This window comes from Streptomyces sp. NPDC085481 (genome assembly GCF_044541845.1).
GTDB lineage: Bacteria > Actinomycetota > Actinomycetes > Streptomycetales > Streptomycetaceae > Streptomyces.
In genome coordinates this window covers 222,227-240,548 of record NZ_JBITTJ010000004.1, presented here as the reverse complement: position 1 = coordinate 240,548, position 18,322 = coordinate 222,227, and the positions used below count along the sequence as shown (strand labels likewise).

The 18,322-nt window shown below is 71.5% G+C and carries 15 protein-coding genes; 7 read left to right on the top strand and 8 right to left on the bottom strand.

The window, feature by feature from the left end; all coding sequences use genetic code 11:
- Nucleotides 1-40: 40 nt before the first annotated feature.
- Nucleotides 41-2,236, bottom strand: a complete 2,196-nt coding sequence (locus tag ACIGEZ_RS12010) for a transglycosylase domain-containing protein (RefSeq protein ID WP_399829220.1) — start codon at nucleotides 2,234-2,236, stop codon at nucleotides 41-43.
- 230 nt (nucleotides 2,237-2,466) lie between these two features.
- Between ACIGEZ_RS12010 and ACIGEZ_RS12005 the strand changes: the two genes are divergently transcribed.
- The 3 genes from ACIGEZ_RS12005 to ACIGEZ_RS11995 are packed head-to-tail and all read left to right on the top strand — an operon-like array spanning nucleotide 2,467 to nucleotide 6,016.
- On the top strand, nucleotides 2,467-2,991 hold the full coding sequence (locus ACIGEZ_RS12005; protein ID WP_399829217.1) for a PadR family transcriptional regulator: 525 nt from the start codon (nucleotides 2,467-2,469) through the stop codon (nucleotides 2,989-2,991).
- On the top strand, nucleotides 2,988-3,671 hold the full coding sequence (locus tag ACIGEZ_RS12000; RefSeq protein WP_399829214.1) for an ABC transporter ATP-binding protein: 684 nt from the start codon (nucleotides 2,988-2,990) through the stop codon (nucleotides 3,669-3,671). The genes ACIGEZ_RS12005 and ACIGEZ_RS12000 overlap by 4 nt, the downstream gene beginning before the upstream one ends.
- Nucleotides 3,668-6,016 carry an FtsX-like permease family protein gene (locus ACIGEZ_RS11995; RefSeq protein WP_399829211.1) on the top strand — a complete coding sequence of 783 codons (2,349 nt, stop codon included), beginning with the start codon at nucleotides 3,668-3,670 and terminating at the stop codon, nucleotides 6,014-6,016. The genes ACIGEZ_RS12000 and ACIGEZ_RS11995 overlap by 4 nt, the downstream gene beginning before the upstream one ends.
- A gap of 5 nt (nucleotides 6,017-6,021) precedes the next feature.
- Here the strand turns inward: ACIGEZ_RS11995 and ACIGEZ_RS11990 are convergent, their stop codons facing one another.
- Nucleotides 6,022-6,951: a hydrogen peroxide-inducible genes activator gene (locus ACIGEZ_RS11990; protein WP_399829208.1), complete on the bottom strand. Its 930-nt coding sequence runs from the start codon at nucleotides 6,949-6,951 to the stop codon at nucleotides 6,022-6,024.
- A gap of 151 nt (nucleotides 6,952-7,102) precedes the next feature.
- Between ACIGEZ_RS11990 and ACIGEZ_RS11985 the strand changes: the two genes are divergently transcribed.
- A complete protein-coding gene (locus ACIGEZ_RS11985; protein WP_399829205.1) occupies nucleotides 7,103-7,657 on the top strand; it encodes a peroxiredoxin in 555 nt (184 codons plus the stop codon).
- 2 nt (nucleotides 7,658-7,659) lie between these two features.
- A complete protein-coding gene (locus tag ACIGEZ_RS11980; RefSeq protein WP_399829203.1) occupies nucleotides 7,660-8,193 on the top strand; it encodes an alkyl hydroperoxide reductase in 534 nt (177 codons plus the stop codon).
- Between the two features lie 74 nt (nucleotides 8,194-8,267).
- Here the strand turns inward: ACIGEZ_RS11980 and ACIGEZ_RS11975 are convergent, their stop codons facing one another.
- From ACIGEZ_RS11975 to ACIGEZ_RS11955, 5 genes are all read right to left on the bottom strand, one after another.
- Entirely contained in the window at nucleotides 8,268-8,984 is a 717-nt protein-coding gene (locus ACIGEZ_RS11975; RefSeq protein WP_399829201.1) for a hypothetical protein, read from the bottom strand.
- Nucleotides 8,981-10,531 (bottom strand): AI-2E family transporter, encoded by a 1,551-nt coding sequence (locus ACIGEZ_RS11970; RefSeq protein WP_399829199.1) that lies wholly within the window; start codon nucleotides 10,529-10,531, stop codon nucleotides 8,981-8,983. The genes ACIGEZ_RS11975 and ACIGEZ_RS11970 overlap by 4 nt, the downstream gene beginning before the upstream one ends.
- Before the next feature lie 98 nt (nucleotides 10,532-10,629).
- The gene (locus ACIGEZ_RS11965; protein ID WP_399829196.1) at nucleotides 10,630-11,325 is read right to left on the bottom strand and encodes a transglycosylase SLT domain-containing protein; all 696 of its coding nucleotides are present in this window, start codon (nucleotides 11,323-11,325) and stop codon (nucleotides 10,630-10,632) included.
- Nucleotides 11,326-11,684: 359 nt separating this feature from the next.
- Complete coding sequence (locus ACIGEZ_RS11960) at nucleotides 11,685-13,007, bottom strand: PhoH family protein (protein WP_399829193.1); 1,323 nt, start codon at nucleotides 13,005-13,007, stop codon at nucleotides 11,685-11,687.
- A 300-nt stretch (nucleotides 13,008-13,307) separates the two neighbouring features.
- Nucleotides 13,308-14,069, bottom strand: a complete 762-nt coding sequence (locus tag ACIGEZ_RS11955; RefSeq protein ID WP_399829190.1) for an isoprenyl transferase — start codon at nucleotides 14,067-14,069, stop codon at nucleotides 13,308-13,310.
- A 109-nt stretch (nucleotides 14,070-14,178) separates the two neighbouring features.
- On the opposite strand from ACIGEZ_RS11955, the gene mgrA reads away from it, so the two are divergent.
- Together mgrA and ACIGEZ_RS11945 are read left to right on the top strand one after the other, a co-directional pair.
- Complete coding sequence (gene mgrA / locus ACIGEZ_RS11950; protein ID WP_399829188.1) at nucleotides 14,179-15,216, top strand: L-glyceraldehyde 3-phosphate reductase; 1,038 nt, start codon at nucleotides 14,179-14,181, stop codon at nucleotides 15,214-15,216.
- 405 nt (nucleotides 15,217-15,621) lie between these two features.
- Complete coding sequence (locus tag ACIGEZ_RS11945) at nucleotides 15,622-16,794, top strand: winged helix DNA-binding domain-containing protein (protein ID WP_399829185.1); 1,173 nt, start codon at nucleotides 15,622-15,624, stop codon at nucleotides 16,792-16,794.
- 14 nt (nucleotides 16,795-16,808) lie between these two features.
- Here the strand turns inward: ACIGEZ_RS11945 and ACIGEZ_RS11940 are convergent, their stop codons facing one another.
- The gene (locus ACIGEZ_RS11940) at nucleotides 16,809-18,290 is read right to left on the bottom strand and encodes a DUF2079 domain-containing protein (RefSeq protein WP_399829183.1); all 1,482 of its coding nucleotides are present in this window, start codon (nucleotides 18,288-18,290) and stop codon (nucleotides 16,809-16,811) included.
- Between the last annotated feature and the right edge of the window lie 32 nt (nucleotides 18,291-18,322).

Here is an 18,322-nt window from a genome sequence, read left to right as displayed (position 1 = left end):
AGGCCGGGCTCCCTCACGGGGGCCCGGCCTTCGGCGTGTGTCACGGGCGGGTTCGGCCACTGTCGGCGGCGTTGTCGTTGCCGTCCGGGGGCGGCTCGGTGGCCGGCTCGGTCGGCTTCGTCGGGGTCGGCTCCGTCGGGGTCGTCGCGGTGGACGTGGGCGGCTGGGTCGGCGGGGTGGCCGTGGAGGTCGGCGGCTGCGGCGGAGTGGTGGAGCGGTCCGTGGCCGTCGCGGTCGGCGTGGGCGACCCGCTGCTCTGGGTCGGCGTCGGCATCGTGGCGTCGCCGCCGGAGGTGCCGTCGGTCTCCAGGTCGAACGTGGCGTCGGAGCCGCCGCCGAGGGCCCGCTCGGTGTAGGCGCCCCAGATCTGCGCCGGGGTGCGGCCACCGTTGGCGCGGCCCGGGTTGATCGTGTCGGTGAGGGTGACCTGGTTGCCCTTGGTGTCCTCGCCGAAGAGGCCGACGGCGGTGACCAGTTCGGGGGTGTAGCCGACGAACCAGGCAGAGCGGTTGTTCTCGGAGGTGCCGGTCTTGCCGGCCGCCTCGTAGTCGCCCGCGGCCCGGAAGCCGGAGCCGCTCTGGACGACGCCCTGCATCGCCTTGGTGGTGGTGTCGGCGGCCTTGCGGGTGATGACCTGCTCGCCGATCGACTTCACCGGCTCGGCCTTGCGGTCCTTGTGCTCGGCGGACTTGACGATGGTCGGGGTGACCTTGACGCCGTGGTTGTCGAGGGTGGCGTAGGCGCCGGCCATGTCGAGGGTGGAGGCGCCCATGACGCCGAGCGACATCGCCGGGGTCGTGCCGAAGTCCTGGCCGTCCTTCATGCCGAGGGCGAGGGCGGTCTGCTTGGCCTTGGCGGGCGTGACGTCCACGATCATCTGGGCGTAGACCGAGTTGATCGAGCTGTTGGTGGCCTTCTGGACGCTGACCGGGCCGTAGCTCTGGTCGTCCTCGTTCTCCGGGGCGAAGTCGATGGGACTGCCGACGACCGGGCGCTTGCTGGTGCCGTCGTAGACCGTGCCGAGGCCGATCTTGCGGCCGTCCTGGGTCTCGGCGCCGTTGTCGAGCGCGGAGGCGAGCACGAGCGGCTTGAAGGTCGACGCGGGCTGGTAGTCGCGCCGGGTGGCGTTGTTCGTCCAGTGCTCGGTGGCGCCGACGCCGCCGTAGAGGGCGACGACCGCGCCGGTCTTCGGGTCGACGGAGGTGGCGCCGGCCTGGACGGTGGCGTCCTTCTTGTCGCCCTTGCGGTCGAGCTTCTCCTCGAGCTGCTCGTCGACGGACTTGACCAGGGCCTTCTGCTTCTTCTCGTCGATGTTGAGGGTGATCGTCCAGCCGCCGGCCTTGAGGTCCTCCTCGCTGACGCCCTGGCGCATGAGCTCCTGGTTGGCGGCCTCGACGATGTAGCCGCTCTGGCCGCTCATGCCCTTGGGGGCCTTGGGCTTCTGCGGGACGGGGAACTTCAGGCCGGCGCGCTGGGCGGGTTCGAGCCAGTTCTCCTCGACCATGTTGTCGAGGACGTAGTTCCAGCGCGCTTCGACGAGCTTGCGGCCCTCGGCGCTCGCGGAGGTCCAGTCGTACTGGCTGGGGGCCTGGAGCAGGGAGGCGAGGTAGGCGCCCTGGCCGACGGTGAGCTTGGTGGCGTCGACGCCGTAGTAGGCCTGGGCGGCGGCCTGGACGCCGTAGGCGTTGCGGCCGTAGTAGCTGGTGTTGATGTACCCGGCGAGGATCTCGCTCTTGTCCATGCGCTGATCGACCTTGAGCGCGATGACCATTTCCTTGAGCTTGCGCGTGGCCGTCTGGTCCTGGCTCAGGTAGTAGTTCTTGACGTACTGCTGGGTGATCGTCGAGCCGCCCTGCTTGCCCTTGCCGCTGACGGTGTTCCAGGCGGCGCGGAGGGTGCCCTTGATGTCGACGCCGTTGTCCTTGTAGAAGGTCTTGTTCTCGGCGGCGACGAAGGCCCGCTGGACGTCCTGGGGGACCTTGTCCAGGCCGACGATCTCGCGGTTGATCTTGCCCGTGCGGGCCATGACCTTGCCGTTGGCGTACTTGTAGACGTTGCTCTGCAGCGTCGCGTCGGCGTTGGCGGCGGCCGGCACCGGGACCATCAGATAGATCGCGTAGAAGGCGCCCATCACGAGCAGGCAGCCCACGAAGAACGTGCCCAGGAGTTTCTTCCAGGTGAAGAGGCGGCGTATGCGTCCGCCCTTCTTCGCCTGGGATTTGCCCGTCCGGCCCATGTCTTCCGTCGCTCCGCTCGTCGTCGAATCAGCTCAGCAAGCTAACACCGCCCATCAAGACAAAGGGCGATCCATCCGTCTTTTCCGGACGTGAGAATCAGCACCCACCTCCGAGGGAACCGACGCGTCAGAGACGCCGATGGTTGTGCGACCCGCGTCACATTCCGCTCGCACGAGGGGCGTCACCAGGGCTATACATCGCGCGTATACACAGCATGTACAGTGGCGCCATGTCCATCGGTCACACTCTGCTGGGACTCCTGGAGTCCGGCCCGCGCCACGGTTACGACCTCAAGCGCGCCTTCGACGAGCGGTTCGGCCACGACCGGCCGCTGCACTACGGGCAGGTCTACTCGACCATGTCCCGGCTCCTGAAGAACGGCCTCGTCGAGGTCGACGGCATAGAGGCCGGCGGCGGCCCCGAGCGCAAGCGGTACGCCATCACCGAGGCCGGCATCACCGATGTCGAGCAGTGGCTGGCCACCCCCGAGAAGCCCGAGCCGTACCTCCAGTCGACGCTCTACACCAAGGTCGTCCTCGCCCTGCTCACCGGCCGCGGCGCCGCCGATCTCCTGGACACCCAGCGCGCCGAGCACCTGCGCCTGATGCGCGAGCTCACCCGGCGCAAGAAGGACGGCGACCTGGCCGACGAGCTCATCTGCGACCACGCCCTGTTCCACCTTGAGGCGGACCTGCGCTGGCTCGAGCTGACCGCCGCCCGCCTCGACCGGCTCGCCGAGGAGATCCGCCGATGACCACCGGGCCGCTGCTCAAGGCGAGCGGGATCGACAAGGCGTACGGACCGACCCCCGCCCTCGCGGGGGCCGACTTCGCCCTCAGGGCCGGCGAGGTCGTCGCCGTGATGGGCCCCTCCGGCTCCGGCAAGTCCACGCTGCTGCACTGCCTCGCCGGCATCGTCCGCCCCGACGCCGGCTCCATCCACTACGACGGCCGCGACCTCACCGCGATGACCGACGGACAGCGCAGCGCCCTGCGCCGCGCCGACTTCGGTTTCGTCTTCCAGTTCGGCCAGCTCGTGCCCGAGCTGACCTGCGTCGAGAACGTCGCCCTCCCGCTGCGTTTGAACGGCGAACGGCGCAAGAGCGCCGAGGAAAGGGCGCGCACCTGGTTGACGCGCCTGGAGGTGGAAGACATCGGCTCCAAGCGCCCGGGTGAGATATCCGGTGGCCAGGGCCAGCGGGTCGCCGTGGCCCGCGCGCTCGTCACCGCCCCGCGGGTGATCTTCGCCGACGAACCGACCGGCGCCCTCGACTCGCTCAACGGCGAGCGGGTGATGCAGCTGCTCACCGACGCCTCCCGGGACACCGGCGCGGCCGTCGTCCTGGTCACCCACGAGGCCCGGGTGGCCGCCTACTCCGACCGCGAGATCGTGGTCCGCGACGGCTCCGTACGCGACACGGAGTGGGTGGCATGAGCCTGCGGACCTGGGTGCGCGACCTGGCCCTCGGCGCGCGCTTCGCCGTCACCGGCGGCCGCGGCGGCTGGATCCGGACGACCCTCACGGCCACCGGCATCGGCCTCGGCGTCGCCCTGCTGCTGACCGCCGCCGCCATGCCGAACATGCTGTTCCAGCGGGAGGTCCGGGAGTCCACGCGGGAGCCCGACGCGAGCCACGAGATCGCCCAGCCCGGCCCGGACACCTTTCTGTACGTGCGCAACCAGACGGTCTTCCGGGGCGACACCGTCACCGGCATGCTGCTGCGGCCCGAGGGCACGCACCCGCCGCTGCCCCCGGGTGCCGCCGCGATGCCCGGACCGGGCGAGATGCTGGCCTCGCCCGCACTGCGCGAACTGCTCGACTCCCCCGGCGGCGCGCTGCTGCGCGAACGCCTCCCGTACAAGGTCGTCGGCACCATCGGCGACGCCGGGCTGATCGGCCCGGCCGAACTGCGCTACCTCGCCGGCAGCGACACCCTCACCACCGACAACTACGACGGCCGCGGCCAGACCTACGGCTGGTCGGTCCCCGAGGAACAGAAGAACGCCTTCCTGCTCCTCCTCGTCGTCATCGCCTGTGTGGTCCTTCTGCTGCCGGTGGTCGTGTTCATCGCCACCGCCGTCCGCTTCGGCGGCGAGCAGCGCGACCGGAGGCTCGCGGCGCTGCGGCTGGTGGGCGCGGACGCCTCGATGACCCGGCGGATCGCGGCCGGCGAGGCGCTCGCGGGAGCGCTGCTCGGGCTCGCCGCCGGCGCCGGGTTCTTCGCCCTCGCCCGGCAGTTCGCCGGCACCGTGCAGATCTGGGACGTCAACGCCTTCCCGTCCGACGTCTCCCCGCTGCCCTGGCTCGCCGCCCTGATCGTCGCCACCGTGCCCACCGCCGCGGTCCTGGTCACGCTCTTCGCCCTGCGTGGAGTCGCGATCGAGCCGCTCGGCGTGGTCCGCACCGCGACCCCGCGGCCGCGCCGGCTCGCCTGGCGCCTCGTCCTCCTCCTGGCCGGAGCGGCGCTGCTGGTGCCGATCGTCGGCCAGGTGCAGATCGATCAGACCGCGATCGACACGGTCCAGATCGCCGCCGGCACCACGCTCGCCCTGATCGGACTCACCACGCTGCTGCCCTGGCTGGTGGAGGCGCTGATGAGGCGGATGCGCGGCGGTCCGGTGGCCTGGCAGCTGGCCGTCCGCAGGCTCCAGCTGAGCAGCGGCACCGCCGCCCGCACGGTCAGCGGCATCGTCGTCGCGGCCACCGGGGCCATCGCCCTGCAGATGCTGTTCCAGGCGATGCAGAGCGACTTCATGCAGGTCACCAACATGGACACGGCCCGGGCCCAGATGGAGACCAAGGTCGGCGCGCCCGGCGGCGACGAGGCCCGGCGGATGATCGACGAGCTCGCGAAGACCAAGGGCGTCACGGGGGTGGTCGGCACGGTCGAGTCCAGCGTGTGGCGACCCGGTCCCCTGCGGAAGGGCGAGGAGTTCATCCCGGTCACCTCGATCGCCGTCGCCGACTGCTCCTCCCTGAAGGAGTTCGCCAAGCTGCCGTCCTGCACGGACGGCGACGTCTTCATCGCCCTCGCGCACGGCAGGCAGGGACCGGAGGACGACTGGGTCCAGCGGACCGCGAGGCCCGGCACCGAGGTGGCCCTGCGCGATCCGGACACGCACACGTCCGGGCCGCTGCCCACCTGGCGGATCCCGGCGTCGGCCCGCACCGTGGACGCGCGCCTCGATCCCATGGGCCGGATCCCGTTCGGGCTGCTCGTCACCCCGGCGGCCATCGACGCGGCCCGGCTCGACACCCCGGAGGCGGGCGCCATGATCCGGATCGACCCGGCGGTACCGGACGCCCCCGAGTACGTACGCAACGCGGTCGCCGCCCTCGACCCGCTGACCCGGGTCGGCACCCTGCAGAACCTGGAGCGCGACGCCCAGTTCGAGAGCGTCCGCACCGGGATCCTGGTGGGCGCCACGATGACGATGACGCTCGTGGCGGCCTCGCTCCTGGTCACCACCCTGGAGCAGCTGCGCGACCGCAGGAGGCTGCTGTCCTCGCTCGTCGCCTTCGGCACCCGGCGCACCACGCTCGGCTGGTCGGTGCTGTGGCAGACGGCCGTGCCGATCCTCCTCGGCCTCGGCCTCGCGGTGGCCGGCGGACTCGGCCTCGGCGTGCTGCTGCTCAGGATGATCGGCAAGCGGGTCGAGGACTGGTGGGTCTTCCTGCCGGTGGCCGGCGTCGCGACGGCCCTCGTCGCCGCGGTGACCCTGCTGAGCCTGCCGCTGCTGTGGCGGCTGATGCGGGCCGACGGGTTGCGGACCGAATAGCGGCGTCAGGTCGCGACGGCCCGTACCGGAAGGCGCTTCATCGCGTCGCGGAGCGCGCCCGCCAGTTCCTCGAACTCGGACTGGCGGGCCGCTCCCGTACGCATCGCGAGCGCGATCCGGCGGGAGGGAGCCGGACCGGCGAAGTCCCCTGTTTCCAGGGCGGTGTTACGGGCGGTCTCGACCTTCACCGCGGTGCGCGGCAGCAGCGTCACCCCGAGGCCGCCCGCGACCAGCTGGACCAGCGTCGAGAGCCCCGCCGCGGTGGTGGTGACCGGCGCTCCCTCCGTACGGCCTGCCTCGCGGCAGATGTCGAGGGCCTGGTCGCGCAGGCAGTGCCCCTCGTCCAGGAGCAGCAGGTCGAGCTCCCTGAGTGCCTCGCGCGGAATGTCCGAGCGCCCGGCCAGCGGATGCCCCTCGGGTGCGACCAGGACGAAGTCCTCGTCGAACAGCGGGAGTTCGGTGACGCCGGGGGCGCCGAGCGGCACCGCGAGCAGCAGCAGGTCGAGCCGCCCGGCGGCAAGACCCTCGAGGAGGGACGAGGTCTGCTCCTCGTGGACCTGGAGGTCGAGCTCCGGGTAGCGGGTGTGGACCAGGCGCAGCACGGTCGGCAGCAGGTACGGGGCGACCGTCGGGATCACCCCGAGCCGGAGCACGCCGGTGAACGGGGCCTGCGCCGCCTCGGCCTCCTCCATCAGCTCGGCCACCGCGTCGAGGACCGCGTGGGTCCGCGCCGCGAGCCGCTCGCCCGCGGGCGAGAGCAGCACCTTGCGCGTCGTACGCTCGAGGAGCTGGACACCGAGTGCCTCTTCGAGTGCCGAGACGGCGCCCGAGAGCGCGGGCTGGCTCATGCCTATGGCCGCCGCCGCGTCGCGGAAGTGCAGGTGCTCCGCGACCGCCGCGAAGGCTCTGAGCTGGGACAGGCTGGGCTGTTTCACCCGTCGGACCGGATTCACTGATAACCACCTTCGATCAACACGACCCACTCTAGCTATTTCACTGATCAATGCACTGCGTGCCATGCTGTGAGCCGTCCAACCCCTCACGGAAGACCTCAAAAGGGCACCTTCCGGCCTGTAAGGAGAGCGCGTGCTCACTGTCGGTGACAAGTTCCCCACCTACGACCTGACCGCCTGCGTGTCGCTGGAGAGCGGCAAGGAGTTCGCGCAGATCGACCACAAGTCCTACGAGGGCAAGTGGCGCGTGGTGTTCTTCTGGCCGAAGGACTTCACCTTCGTCTGCCCCACCGAGATCGCCGCGTTCGGCAAGCTGAACGACGAGTTCGCGGACCGCGACGCCCAGATCCTCGGCGTCTCCGGCGACTCCGAGTTCGTCCACCACGCCTGGCGCAAGGACCACGCCGACCTGCGTGACCTGCCCTTCCCGATGCTCGCCGACTCCAAGCACGAGCTGATGCGCGACTGCGGCGTCGAGGGTGCGGACGGCTTCGCCCAGCGCGCCGTGTTCGTGGTCGACCCGAACAACGAGATCCAGTTCGTCATGGTGACCGCCGGTTCCGTCGGCCGTAACCCCAAGGAGGTCCTGCGGGTCCTGGACGCCCTGCAGACCGACGAGCTGTGCCCGTGCAACTGGAGCAAGGGCGAGGACACCCTCGACCCGGTCGCGCTCCTGGCCGGTGAGTGAGCATGGCGCTCGATGAGCTGAAGGCCGCCGTACCGGACTTCGCCAAGGACCTGAAGCTGAACCTCGGTTCGGTGATCGGCAACAGCGAGCTCCCGCAGCAGCAGCTGTGGGGCACGGTGCTGGCCTGCGCCATCGCCTCGCGCTCGCCGAAGGTCCTCAGGGAGCTGGAGCCCGAGGCCCGGGCGAACCTGAAGCCCGAGGCGTACCAGGCCGCCAAGTCGGCCGCCGCCATCATGGCGATGAACAACGTCTTCTACCGGACCCGGCACCTGCTGTCGGACCCCGAGTACGGGACGCTGCGCGCCGGTCTGCGGATGAACGTCATCGGCAACCCGGGCGTCGAGAAGGTCGACTTCGAGCTGTGGTCGCTGGCCGTCTCCGCGATCAACGGCTGCGGCCAGTGCCTGGACTCGCACGAGCAGGTCCTGCGCAAGGCCGGTGTCGACCGCGAGACGATCCAGGAGGCCGTGAAGATCGCCGCGGTCATCCAGGCGGTCGGCGTGACGCTGGACGCCGAGGCGGTCCTGGCCGAATAGGGCCGGACGCACGACGTACGACACGAAGGGCCCCGGGGTGCAGCCCCGGGGCCCTTCGGTCACTTCCGAGCGCGTCACTTCTTGAGCGCCGCCATCAGCGCGGTCATGTCCTCCACGAGGAAGGTGCGGGTCGCCGCCGGGTCCAGCTCGGGCGGCTCGGACGGCTCGGCCCCCGGGCCGATGGCGTCGTAGATCGGGACCAGGGAGAGCGAGAACACGATGACCGCCTGCCCGTCCAGGACGTGCAGCTCCATATCGCTGCCGTTGTCCTCCCTGACATAGGCGAGCTCTCCGACTCCGGAGATGCGGTCGCCGACGCCCAGCAGCGGGTCGTTCATCGCGGCCTCGAACTCCGGGCCCGGGTCCGTGACCCGGTGCAGGGTGTACGTGACCGCGACCTCGTAGGCGGCCGGCTTCGCCTCCAGGGACACGACGCACTCCGCCCGGAAGAGGGCGGGGTGTTCCTGCGTGAGGGGGTCGGTCGTCTCCCCCTTGCGGCCGAGGGAAGACGAGAGGCCGGCCAGCCGGGCCTCCTTGCACGGATCGACGTCCGCCCGGTAGCCGCCCAGGTCGGGCCCGCGGTCCTCGCCCTGCCGGTCGTACGCGTAGAGGCCGCCGGCCCACACCGCCGAGGCGACGACCGCGCCGCCGAGCGCCCACAGCCAGGGGCGGCCGGCTCGGGGCGGCCTCGGGCGTGGGTCCGGGTCCTGGTCCTGGTCCTGGTCCACGGGGAGGGGCGGGAGGGCGTCGGGGAACGCCGTTCCGCCCACGAGCTCCGGTTCGGAGATCACAGCCCTCCTCCGGCTACTCGTTCCGCCGAGCCGGGGGCGGCGGTCGGCGCCACCTCGTAGGCGGTCGCGCCGCGCGGCTCGGGGGTGGCGCGCAGGGCCTGTTCGGTGCTGTACGCGCGGAGGTAGCCGACCACCGTGTTGGCGACGGCGACCAGCGGGACGGCGACGACCGCGCCGCCGATGCCGGCGGTCAGGCCGCCGGCGGCGACGGCGAGGACGACGGCGAGCGGGTGGACCCGTACGGCCCGGCCGAGGATGAACGGCTGGAGGACATGGCCCTCGATCTGCTGCACCGCGAGCACCACCACGAGCACCATCAGGGCGGTGAACACCCCGTTCGTGACGAGCGCGACGACCACCGCGAGGGCACCGGAGACGACGGCGCCGACGAGCGGGATGAAGGCGAAGAGGAAGATGAAGACGGCGAGCGGCACGGCCATCGGCACTTCGAGGAAGTAGAGGCCGAGGCCGATGAAGACGGCGTCGATCAGGGCGACCAGCACCGTGCCGCGCACGTACGCGGTCAGGGTGCGCCAGGCCCGCGGTCCGGCGCCGGCGACGCCGGGCCTGGCCTGGGCGGGCACCAGCTTCAGCGTCCACTCCCAGACCTTCTTCCCGTCGTAGAGCAGGAAGAGGGTGGAGAACATGGCGAGCAGGATGCCGGTCATCGCCTCGACGACCACGGTCACGCCCTGGAGTCCGGCGGAGGTGATCTGCTCGGCGTTGGCGCCGATGGTGTCGCTGAGGTTCTTGGCGATGTCGTTGATCTGCTGCTCGGTCACGTGGAACGGGCTGTCGAGCAGCCAGTGCTTGAGCTCCTCGATGCCGTCCTTGACGCGGTCGGACAGGGTGTCGATGTTGTCCATGACCTGCCAGACCACGAACCAGCCGACCAGGCCCATCACGACGAAGCCGGAGACGGCGGTGACGGCGGTGGCGAGTCCGCGGGGCAGGCCCTTCCTGCGCAACAGAGCCACGGTGGGCTGGAGCAGTGCGGTGATGAGGAGCGCCGCGACGAAGGCGAGCACGACCAGCTGGACGGAGCTGATCACCTTCATCAGGACCCAGACGGTGCCGGCGAGGACGAGCAGGCGCCAGCCGGCCTCGGCGGCGACCCGCATGCCCCACGGAATGGCGGCGACCGGGTCGGGCCGGGCCGCGACGGCGGGCGCGTAGTCGGGCGGCGCGGGGACGGAGGCGGCGACGGGCACGGCGGCGGGCGCACCGGTGTCGGGTCCGGCTGTGCCGGGCGCGCCGGCCGGCGGATCGGCAGGCTCGGGCGCGGCCGTCCCGGGCCCGGCCGGCCCGGGCGCGACGGTCGGCGGTCCGACGGGATCGGGTCCGGCGCCCATGGCACCGGCGCCCATGGCACCGGCGCTCGCGGCGCCGACGGCCGGCGCGATGCCGGGGGCCGGGGGCGCGCCGGGGACCGACGGCGCGCCGAGCTGGTGCGCGCGCTCGGCTTCCGCGCGGCGCTCGTCAAGGCGCTCGCCCATGCGACTGAGGCCCTCGCCCATCCGGTGCAGCCATCCTGGCAGTCTCGACATGCTCTTCCCTCTCCCCCCTGGAACCCCCCGAACCTACACGCACGAAGCCCCTCACCGTAGGACGGCGAGGGGCTCCGCGAAGTTGAGCGCGGCCGGTACTAGTACCAGCGGTTGGCCTGCCAGAACGACCACGCGCCGCAGGGGCTGTCGTAGCGGCCGTTCATGTAGCTGAGGCCCCACTTGATCTGGGTGGCCGGGTTGGTCTGCCAGTCGGCGCCGGCCGAGGACATCTTCGAGCCGGGGAGGGCCTGGACCAGACCGTAGGCACCCGAGGAGGCGTTGGTGGCGCGGTAGTTCCAGCCGGACTCGTGGTCCACGATGTTGCTGAAGCACTGGAACTGGTCCGCCGGGATCATCTGGCGGGCGATCGCCTTGACCTCGGCGACGGAGTACGAGCCCTGGGCGGAGAAGCTGGACGCGTCGCGGAGGGAGGAGCGGCTGGCGCGCTCGGCCTCGGCCTCCTTGCGCTCCTTCTCGGCCTTGTCCGCGGCCTTCTTCTTGGCCTCGGCGTCCTTCGCGGCCTGGATGCGGGCGGCTTCCTCGGCGGACTTGCGCGCGACGGAGTCGGCGGCGGCGGCCTGGACGTCGGCCTGCTCCGCGAGGGTGGAGACCTGTACCTGGGCCTGCTCGCCCACGGGGATGTCCGCGAGCAGCGTGGTGTCGGCCGCGGTGGCCTCGAAGTTGTCGTCCGAGGGCTGCGCGGCGTTGCCCGAGGCAACACCGACGACGGCGCCGACAGTGGTGACCGCAGTGGCCGAAGCCACCGCGAATCCCCGGACCGAGATCCGGCTCACACGGTTTCCTTCCAGCATCGCCGCACAGGGTGACCAAGCGGGCGAAATCGTGCCCCTGACGCTGGTCTTCGACTACTGGGTCACTGAAGACACGGGCCCGTGGTGCTGTGGGCGGCATACGGCGAACGACTGTTGAGTTGTGTGGTGTCGCACCTCTGAAGGTGCACGTGTGCCGTATGCGGGGCCTGACGGAAACCAGACTCTGCCGGACGGCGACACCGCAAGGCAATTCCATCCTGCGTGTGAAAGCTCACACCTGGGCGGGGTAAAGGGTTTTGGTCGATACGGCGGACAGCGCGGCGCCGCCCGGCTAAGCTCCTGCGCTTTGCCGGGCGGCGCCAACTACCGTGCGTTTCGGGTCAGATCTGGCCGTCCTCCAGCATTTCGGTCACGAGCGCGGCGATCTGCGAGCGCTCGGAGCGGGTCAGGGTGACGTGCGCGAACAGCGGATGGCCCTTCAACTTCTCGACCACGGCGACGACTCCGTCGTACCGGCCGACCCTCAGGTTGTCGCGCTGGGCGACGTCGTGGGTCAGCACCACCCGGGAATTCGCCCCGATACGGGACAGAACGGTCAACAGCACGTTCCGCTCGAGGGACTGGGCCTCGTCCACGATGACGAAGGCGTCGTGGAGCGAGCGGCCCCGGATGTGGGTGAGCGGCAGGACCTCCAGCATGCCGCGGCCCAGCACCTCCTCGATCACCTCGCGGCTCGCCACGGCCGAGAGGGTGTCGAAGACCGCCTGCGCCCAGGGGCTCATCTTCTCGGCCTCGGTGCCCGGCAGATAGCCGAGCTCCTGCCCGCCGACCGCGTACAGCGGACGGAAGACCATCACCTTCTGGTGCTGGCGGCGCTCCAGGACCGCCTCCAGGCCGGCGCAGAGCGCGAGCGCCGACTTGCCGGTGCCGGCCCGGCCGCCCATCGAGACGATGCCGACCTCCGGGTCGAGCAGGAGGTCCAGCGCGATCCGCTGTTCGGCGCTGCGGCCACGGATGCCGAATGCCTCACGGTCGCCGCGCACCAGGCGGACGTTCCCCTCGGCGGTGATCCGGCCGAGCGCCTTGCCCCGCTCGGACTGCAGCACGAGGCCGGTGTGCACGGGCAGCTCGGCCGCCTCCGGCACGTAGAGCGTCTCCTGGTCGTAGAGCAGGTCGACCTGGTCGGCGGAGAGGGCGACTTCGGACATTCCGGTCCAGCCGGAGTCCGTGATGGCGAGCTCGGCCCGGTACTCCTCCGCGAGGAGCCCGACCGAGGAGGCCTTGATCCGCAGCGGCAGGTCCTTGGAGACGACCGTGACGTCGTACCCCTCCGCCTGCAGGTTGCGGGCGACCGCGAGGATGCGGGAGTCGTTGTCCCCCAGCCGGTAGCCGGCCGGAAGGACGCCGGGATCCGAGTGGTTGAGCTCGACACGCAGGGTGCCGCCCAGGTCCCCGATGGGGAGCGGGGCGTCGAGGCGTCCGTACCGGACCCGGAAGTCGTCCAGGAGGCGCAGGGCCTGCCGGGCGAAGTAGCCGAGTTCGGGGTGGTGCCTCTTGGCCTCCAGCTCGGTCACCACGACGATCGGCAGCACGACCTCGTGCTCGTCGAAGCGGGACATCGCGCTGGGGTCGGCCAGCAGGACGCTGGTGTCGAGAACATAGGTGCGCCTGTCGGACAAGCGGCGCTTATTGCTGGTCACCACGGAAGGACAGACCCCCTTCGAGGACCCCTGTGAGGTCGGGGTGCGACGGCGCCGCCCATGACGGAGCCGGTGTCGCTGCGGGATGGGACCGGGCTCAGGCCACGATGCGCGGGCCGAGCGCCGGCCCTCCGCCTCGTCCGTACATCTCCTGCACGGTCGTCCTGGTGCAAAGGGCCTCCCGGGTGGCGGTCTCCGTGCCGCTCACTTCACCAGGGATATGCCCTCGAACACACGCCGTCATGCCATGGCATATGACGGCGTGTTCGTGAACACAGGGTGACGGGTGTTCCGTGGGTGACGTCAGTTACCGAAGCGCCGGTGCCGCGCCGCGTAGTCGCGGAGCGCGCGCAGGAAGTCGACCTTGCGGAAGGCGGGCCAGTGCACTTCACAGAAGTAGTACTCGGAGTGGGCGCTCTGCCACAGCATGAATCCGGACAGGCGCTGCTCGCCGCTGGTGCGGATCACCAGGTCCGGGTCGGGCTGGCCGCGCGTGTAGAGGTGCTCGGAGATGTGCTCGACGTCGACGATCTCGGCGAGCTCCTCGAAGCTCGTCCCCTTCTCCGCGTGCTCCAGGAGCAGCGAGCGGACCGCGTCCGCGATCTCCTGCCGGCCGCCGTAGCCCACCGCGACGTTCACGAGTATCCCCGTGTTGTCGTGCGTGGCCTGCTCGGCCTCCTTCAGGACGGACTGGGTGCGCGCGGGCAGCAGGTCGAGGGTGCCCACGTGGTTCACCCGCCAGCGGCCGTCGGCGGCGAGCGCCCGCACCGCGTCCTCGATGATCGCGAGCAGCGGGACCAGCTGGTCCTCGGGGCGGTTCAGGTTGTCGGTGGAGAGCATCCAGAGCGTGACGACCTCGACGTCGGTCTCGACGCACCAGCCGAGCAGCTCCTGGATCTTGTCCGCGCCGGCCTTGTGACCCTGCTCGGGGGTGCCCCCCGAGGCCTTGGCCCAGCGGCGGTTGCCGTCGAGGATGACACCGATGTGCTTGGGCACCTGGGCGTGGTCGAGTCGGCCTTCCACCCGGCGTGCGTAGAGCCCGTACACCAGGTCGCGCAGGTTCACTGTTCTTTACCCCTCCATGCGTGTCGGCCCCCGAAGCCGCCACATTACTGCGGACGGGTCACGGGCTCCCAGCCCGGGACTGTCACAAGTCCGTGATAAGCAGAGATACGTGACTGATTCCCCCCTGTACCGCGCCGCCGCGGGCCGCTACGACGCCATGGAGTACCGGCGTACCGGCCGCAGCGGGCTCAAGCTCCCCGCGATCTCGCTCGGCCTGTGGCACAACTTCGGCGACGACCGCACCCTCGACTCGCAGCGGGCGATCCTGCGCCGTGCCTTCGACCTCGGGGTGACCCATTTCGACCTGGCGAACAACTACGGACCGCCGCCCGGCTCCGCCGAGCTCAACTTCGGCAAGATCTTCGCCCAGGACTTCGCGCCCTACCGCGACGAGCTGATCGTCTCGACCAAGGCCGGCTACGAGATGCACCCCGGGCCGTACGGCGAGTGGGGCTCCCGCAAGTACCTGATGTCGTCGCTCGACGCCTCCCTGAAGCGGATGGGCCTCGACTACGTCGACATCTTCTACTCGCACCGCTTCGACCCGCACACCCCGCTGGAAGAGACGATGGGGGCGCTCGCCTCCGCCGTGCAGCAGGGCAAGGCGCTGTACGTGGGCGTCTCCTCGTACACCAGCGAACAGACCGCCGAGGCCGCGCGGATCCTGAAGGAGATGGGCGTCCCGGCCCTGATCCACCAGCCCTCGTACTCGATGATCAACCGGTGGACCGAGGACGACAACCTCCTCGACACCCTGGAGGCGGCCGGCATGGGCTGCATCTCCTTCGTGCCGCTGGCCCAGGGTCTGCTCACCAACAAGTACCTGAAGGGCGTCCCCGAGGGCTCCCGGATCACCCAGGGCAAGTCCCTCGACCCGAACCTGCTCTCCGACGAGGTGCTGCGCCGGCTGCGCGGCCTGGCGGACATCGCCGGGCGCCGCGGGCAGTCCCTCGCCCAGCTCGCCCTCGCGTGGGTGCTGCGTGACGAGCGGATGACGTCAGCGCTGATCGGCGCGTCGAGCGTGGCCCAGCTGGAGGAGAACATCGCGGCGCTGGCCGGGCCTCCGCTGACGGAGGAGGAGTTGAAGGAGATCGACTCCTTCGCCGTCGACACCGCGGGCGCCAACATCTGGGCCGGCCGGGGCTGACGAGCCTGCGGTGACGCGGGCGTGACGCCGGCGGAGTGTCGATGAACACGCCGGCGGAGAAAGAAAACGGGCCGGTCCGTGGGGGGGATACGGACCGGCCCGAGGGGGGGTTTCCACCATAACCCTTCATTAGTCGTGCTGCGTGCCACGCGCGCCGAACAGACGGCCCCGGATTCACCGGAGGCCAAGCGGCACAAGGGCTGTAAGGCCCCGTGGCGGGTTTGCGCCCGGGCGTGGCGGCGGATTCGGTACCTCCCACGGGGGACCCTCGGGGCGGGTAGCCCGGTTGACGCGGCGACGCAGGTCGGAGACGGACTCTTCGGCCGAGGCGGACAGGTCCTGACCTACCCCCCTCTTCGGCCGAGTGGGACAGGTTCTGACCTACTCGGCCCCTACGGTCGGAACATGACGACCTCCACCCCACCCCGTGTCACCTGGGCGCAGGCGGACGCCCGGAGGATCCGGCGCCAGTTCCTGGACGAGCCCACGGACGCCCCGCCCGCGGCGGTGGCCGCCGCGATGCTCGGCGCGCACGCCCAGGTCCTCTCCGCCGCCGAGCTGTCCCTCGCACTGCGTACGGCCGAGGGGACAAGGGCGGACGTACGGGCGGCCCTCTGGGAGGACCGCACGCTGGTGAAGACGTACGGGCCGCGCGGCACCGTCCACCTCCTCGCGGCCGACGACCTGCCGATGTGGACGGGCGCGCTCTCCGCGATCCCGGCCGGGGCGAGCCCGATGCCGCCGGACGTACGGATGACGGCGGCGCAGACCGACGAGGTCGTGGCGGCCATCGCGGACGCGCTGGCGGGCGCGGAACTGACCGTGGACGAGTTGACCGACGCGATCGTGGCGCGCACCGGCCCGTGGGCGGGCGACCGGGTGATGGACGCCTTCCAGGACAAGTGGCCGCGCTGGCGCCAGATGACCCATGTGGCCGCGCACCGCGGGGTGCTGGGCTTCGGCCGCGACCGGGGCCGGAAGGTCACGTACACGAACCCGGGCGTGCGCCCGACGGCGGGGGCGCGGGCGCTCGGCGAGCTGGTGGAGCGCTATCTGCGCGCCTACGGACCCGCGACCCCGCAGTGGTTCGCGAAGTGGCTGGCGGCGCCGGCCGGCTGGGCGGCGGAGCTCTTCGCCGCGCTGGCCGGGGCCGGGCGGATCGAGGAGGTGTCCTACGACGGCGCGCCGGATGGCCCGCGCCCTGCGTGGGTCGCCGCCGGGGACACCGCGTTCGAGGACGAGCGGCCGGCGCGCGGGGTGCGGCTGCTGCCCTACTTCGACGCCTTCGCCATCGCTTCCCAGCCGCGCGAGCGGCTCTTCCCGGGCGAGGCGTACGGCCGCGCCCTGGCGGGCGGCCAGGCCGGGAACTTCCCGGTGCTGCTGGTCGACGGGACGGTGGCGGGCGTCTGGCACCAGCGCCGTTCCGGGAAGCGGATCGCGGTGACCGTCGAGCCGCTCCGGAAGCTCGGCGCGGCCCGGCTGCGGGAGCTGGAGGCGCGAGCGGAGCGCGTGGCGACGGTCCTTGAGGGCCGCGCCGAGCTGACGGTGGGGCCCGTGACGGTGGGACCGCACGCATAGGGCGTGCCCGGGGATCAGGATGTACGAGGGGCCCGGGGGGTGTCGGACCGGTCGGCGGAGCGGTGCAGCAGCGTCACCCCGTCGCGGGCCGCCACCACTTCGTACCCGTGCTTCCGTGCCGCCTTCAGCTCCGCCCTCTGCTGGTCGAGGGGGTAGGGCCAGTGGCCCGGCTGGTACGGCCAGGCCTCCGGGGCCTGCGCGTCGTGGATGATCCACTCGGCGGTCGGCGGGGGCAGGTCCTTGCGCCGGTACTCGTAGAGCCGGCCACCGACCGGGAAGGTCGGGAAGAGGACGACGGTGCAGCGCGAAGTGAGTTGCGGGGCGAGCCGGTTGGAGGCCGCGACGGTCGCGCCGTCCGGGATCCGGTCGAGGAGCGCGCGGGCGGCCTCCAGGTGCCGTGTGGTGTGCCACGTGGCCCGCTGGGCGAGCTGGGCCAGCGGGAACGAGGGCAGCAGGACGGCCGTCACGGCGAGGACGGTGGCGAGCGCGGCGCGGACGGTGCGGCGATCGGTCTCGCGGCCGAGGACGTCGAGGAGCCCGGCGAAGACGACCGGCATGAGGATCGCGCTGTAGTGGAAGGCCGTTCCCCAGTGGAAGCCGTTCTCGGAGGCCATCCGCCAGCCGAGGGTGGGAAGGGTGAGCAGCGCGAGCGGGGAGCGGAGGGCGAGCAGCGCGGAGGGCGCGAACACCAGGATGAGCGTGGTCGCCTTCAGCTCGGGGCGCAACACGTCGAGCGGGGCGTGGGCGAGGGTGGCGAGCAGGGAGCCGTGGGCCGGGGCGAGGTTGCTTCCGTGGGCGTAGCCGCCGGTGGTGGCGAGGGCGGGCAGCAGCACCTTGAACTCGAGGAGCGAGCCGAGCACGCCGGCGGCGACGGCGGCGAGCCCGAGCCGGCGCGGCCCCTTGTACGCGATGTAGCCGCCGACGGCCGCGAGCGTGAGCCCCAGGTCCTCCTTGACCAGCAGGAGGGGCGCGGCCCAGCAGGCGGCGGCCCGCCAGCGCTGTCGGCCGAGCGCTTCGACGGACCAGGCGAGCAGCGGTACGGCGAGGGTGACCTCGTGGAAGTCGAAGGCGGCCGCCGAGGCGATGCCCCAGCTCAGTCCGTACCCGGCGGCGACGGCGTGGGCGGCGCGGCGGCCGAGCACGCGGGCGGCCCAGCGGACGAGGGGGACGGCGGAGAGCGCGAGGAGCGCGGACTGGGCGACGAGCAGGGTGAGCGGGGAGGGCCAGAGGCGGTAGAGCGGGGCGAGGGCGGCGAGGAGGGGGTGGAAGTGGTCGCCGAGGAGGTTGAAACCCTCGCCTCGCAGGGGGACGACGGGGGCGCGGAGGTCGGCGTAGGCGCGGACGGCCTGTTCGAAGATGCCGAGGTCGTAGCCGGTGGTACGCATGAGGAGGTGGCGGCGCACGGCAACGGTCGCGTAGAGCAGGCAGAGGGCGGCGGCCCAGGCCCACGGGAGGAGGCCGGGGCGCCGGTACCAGGGGGTGGGGAGGACGGTCACCCGCCGCCGATTCAGTACCGGTTTCTCATCGA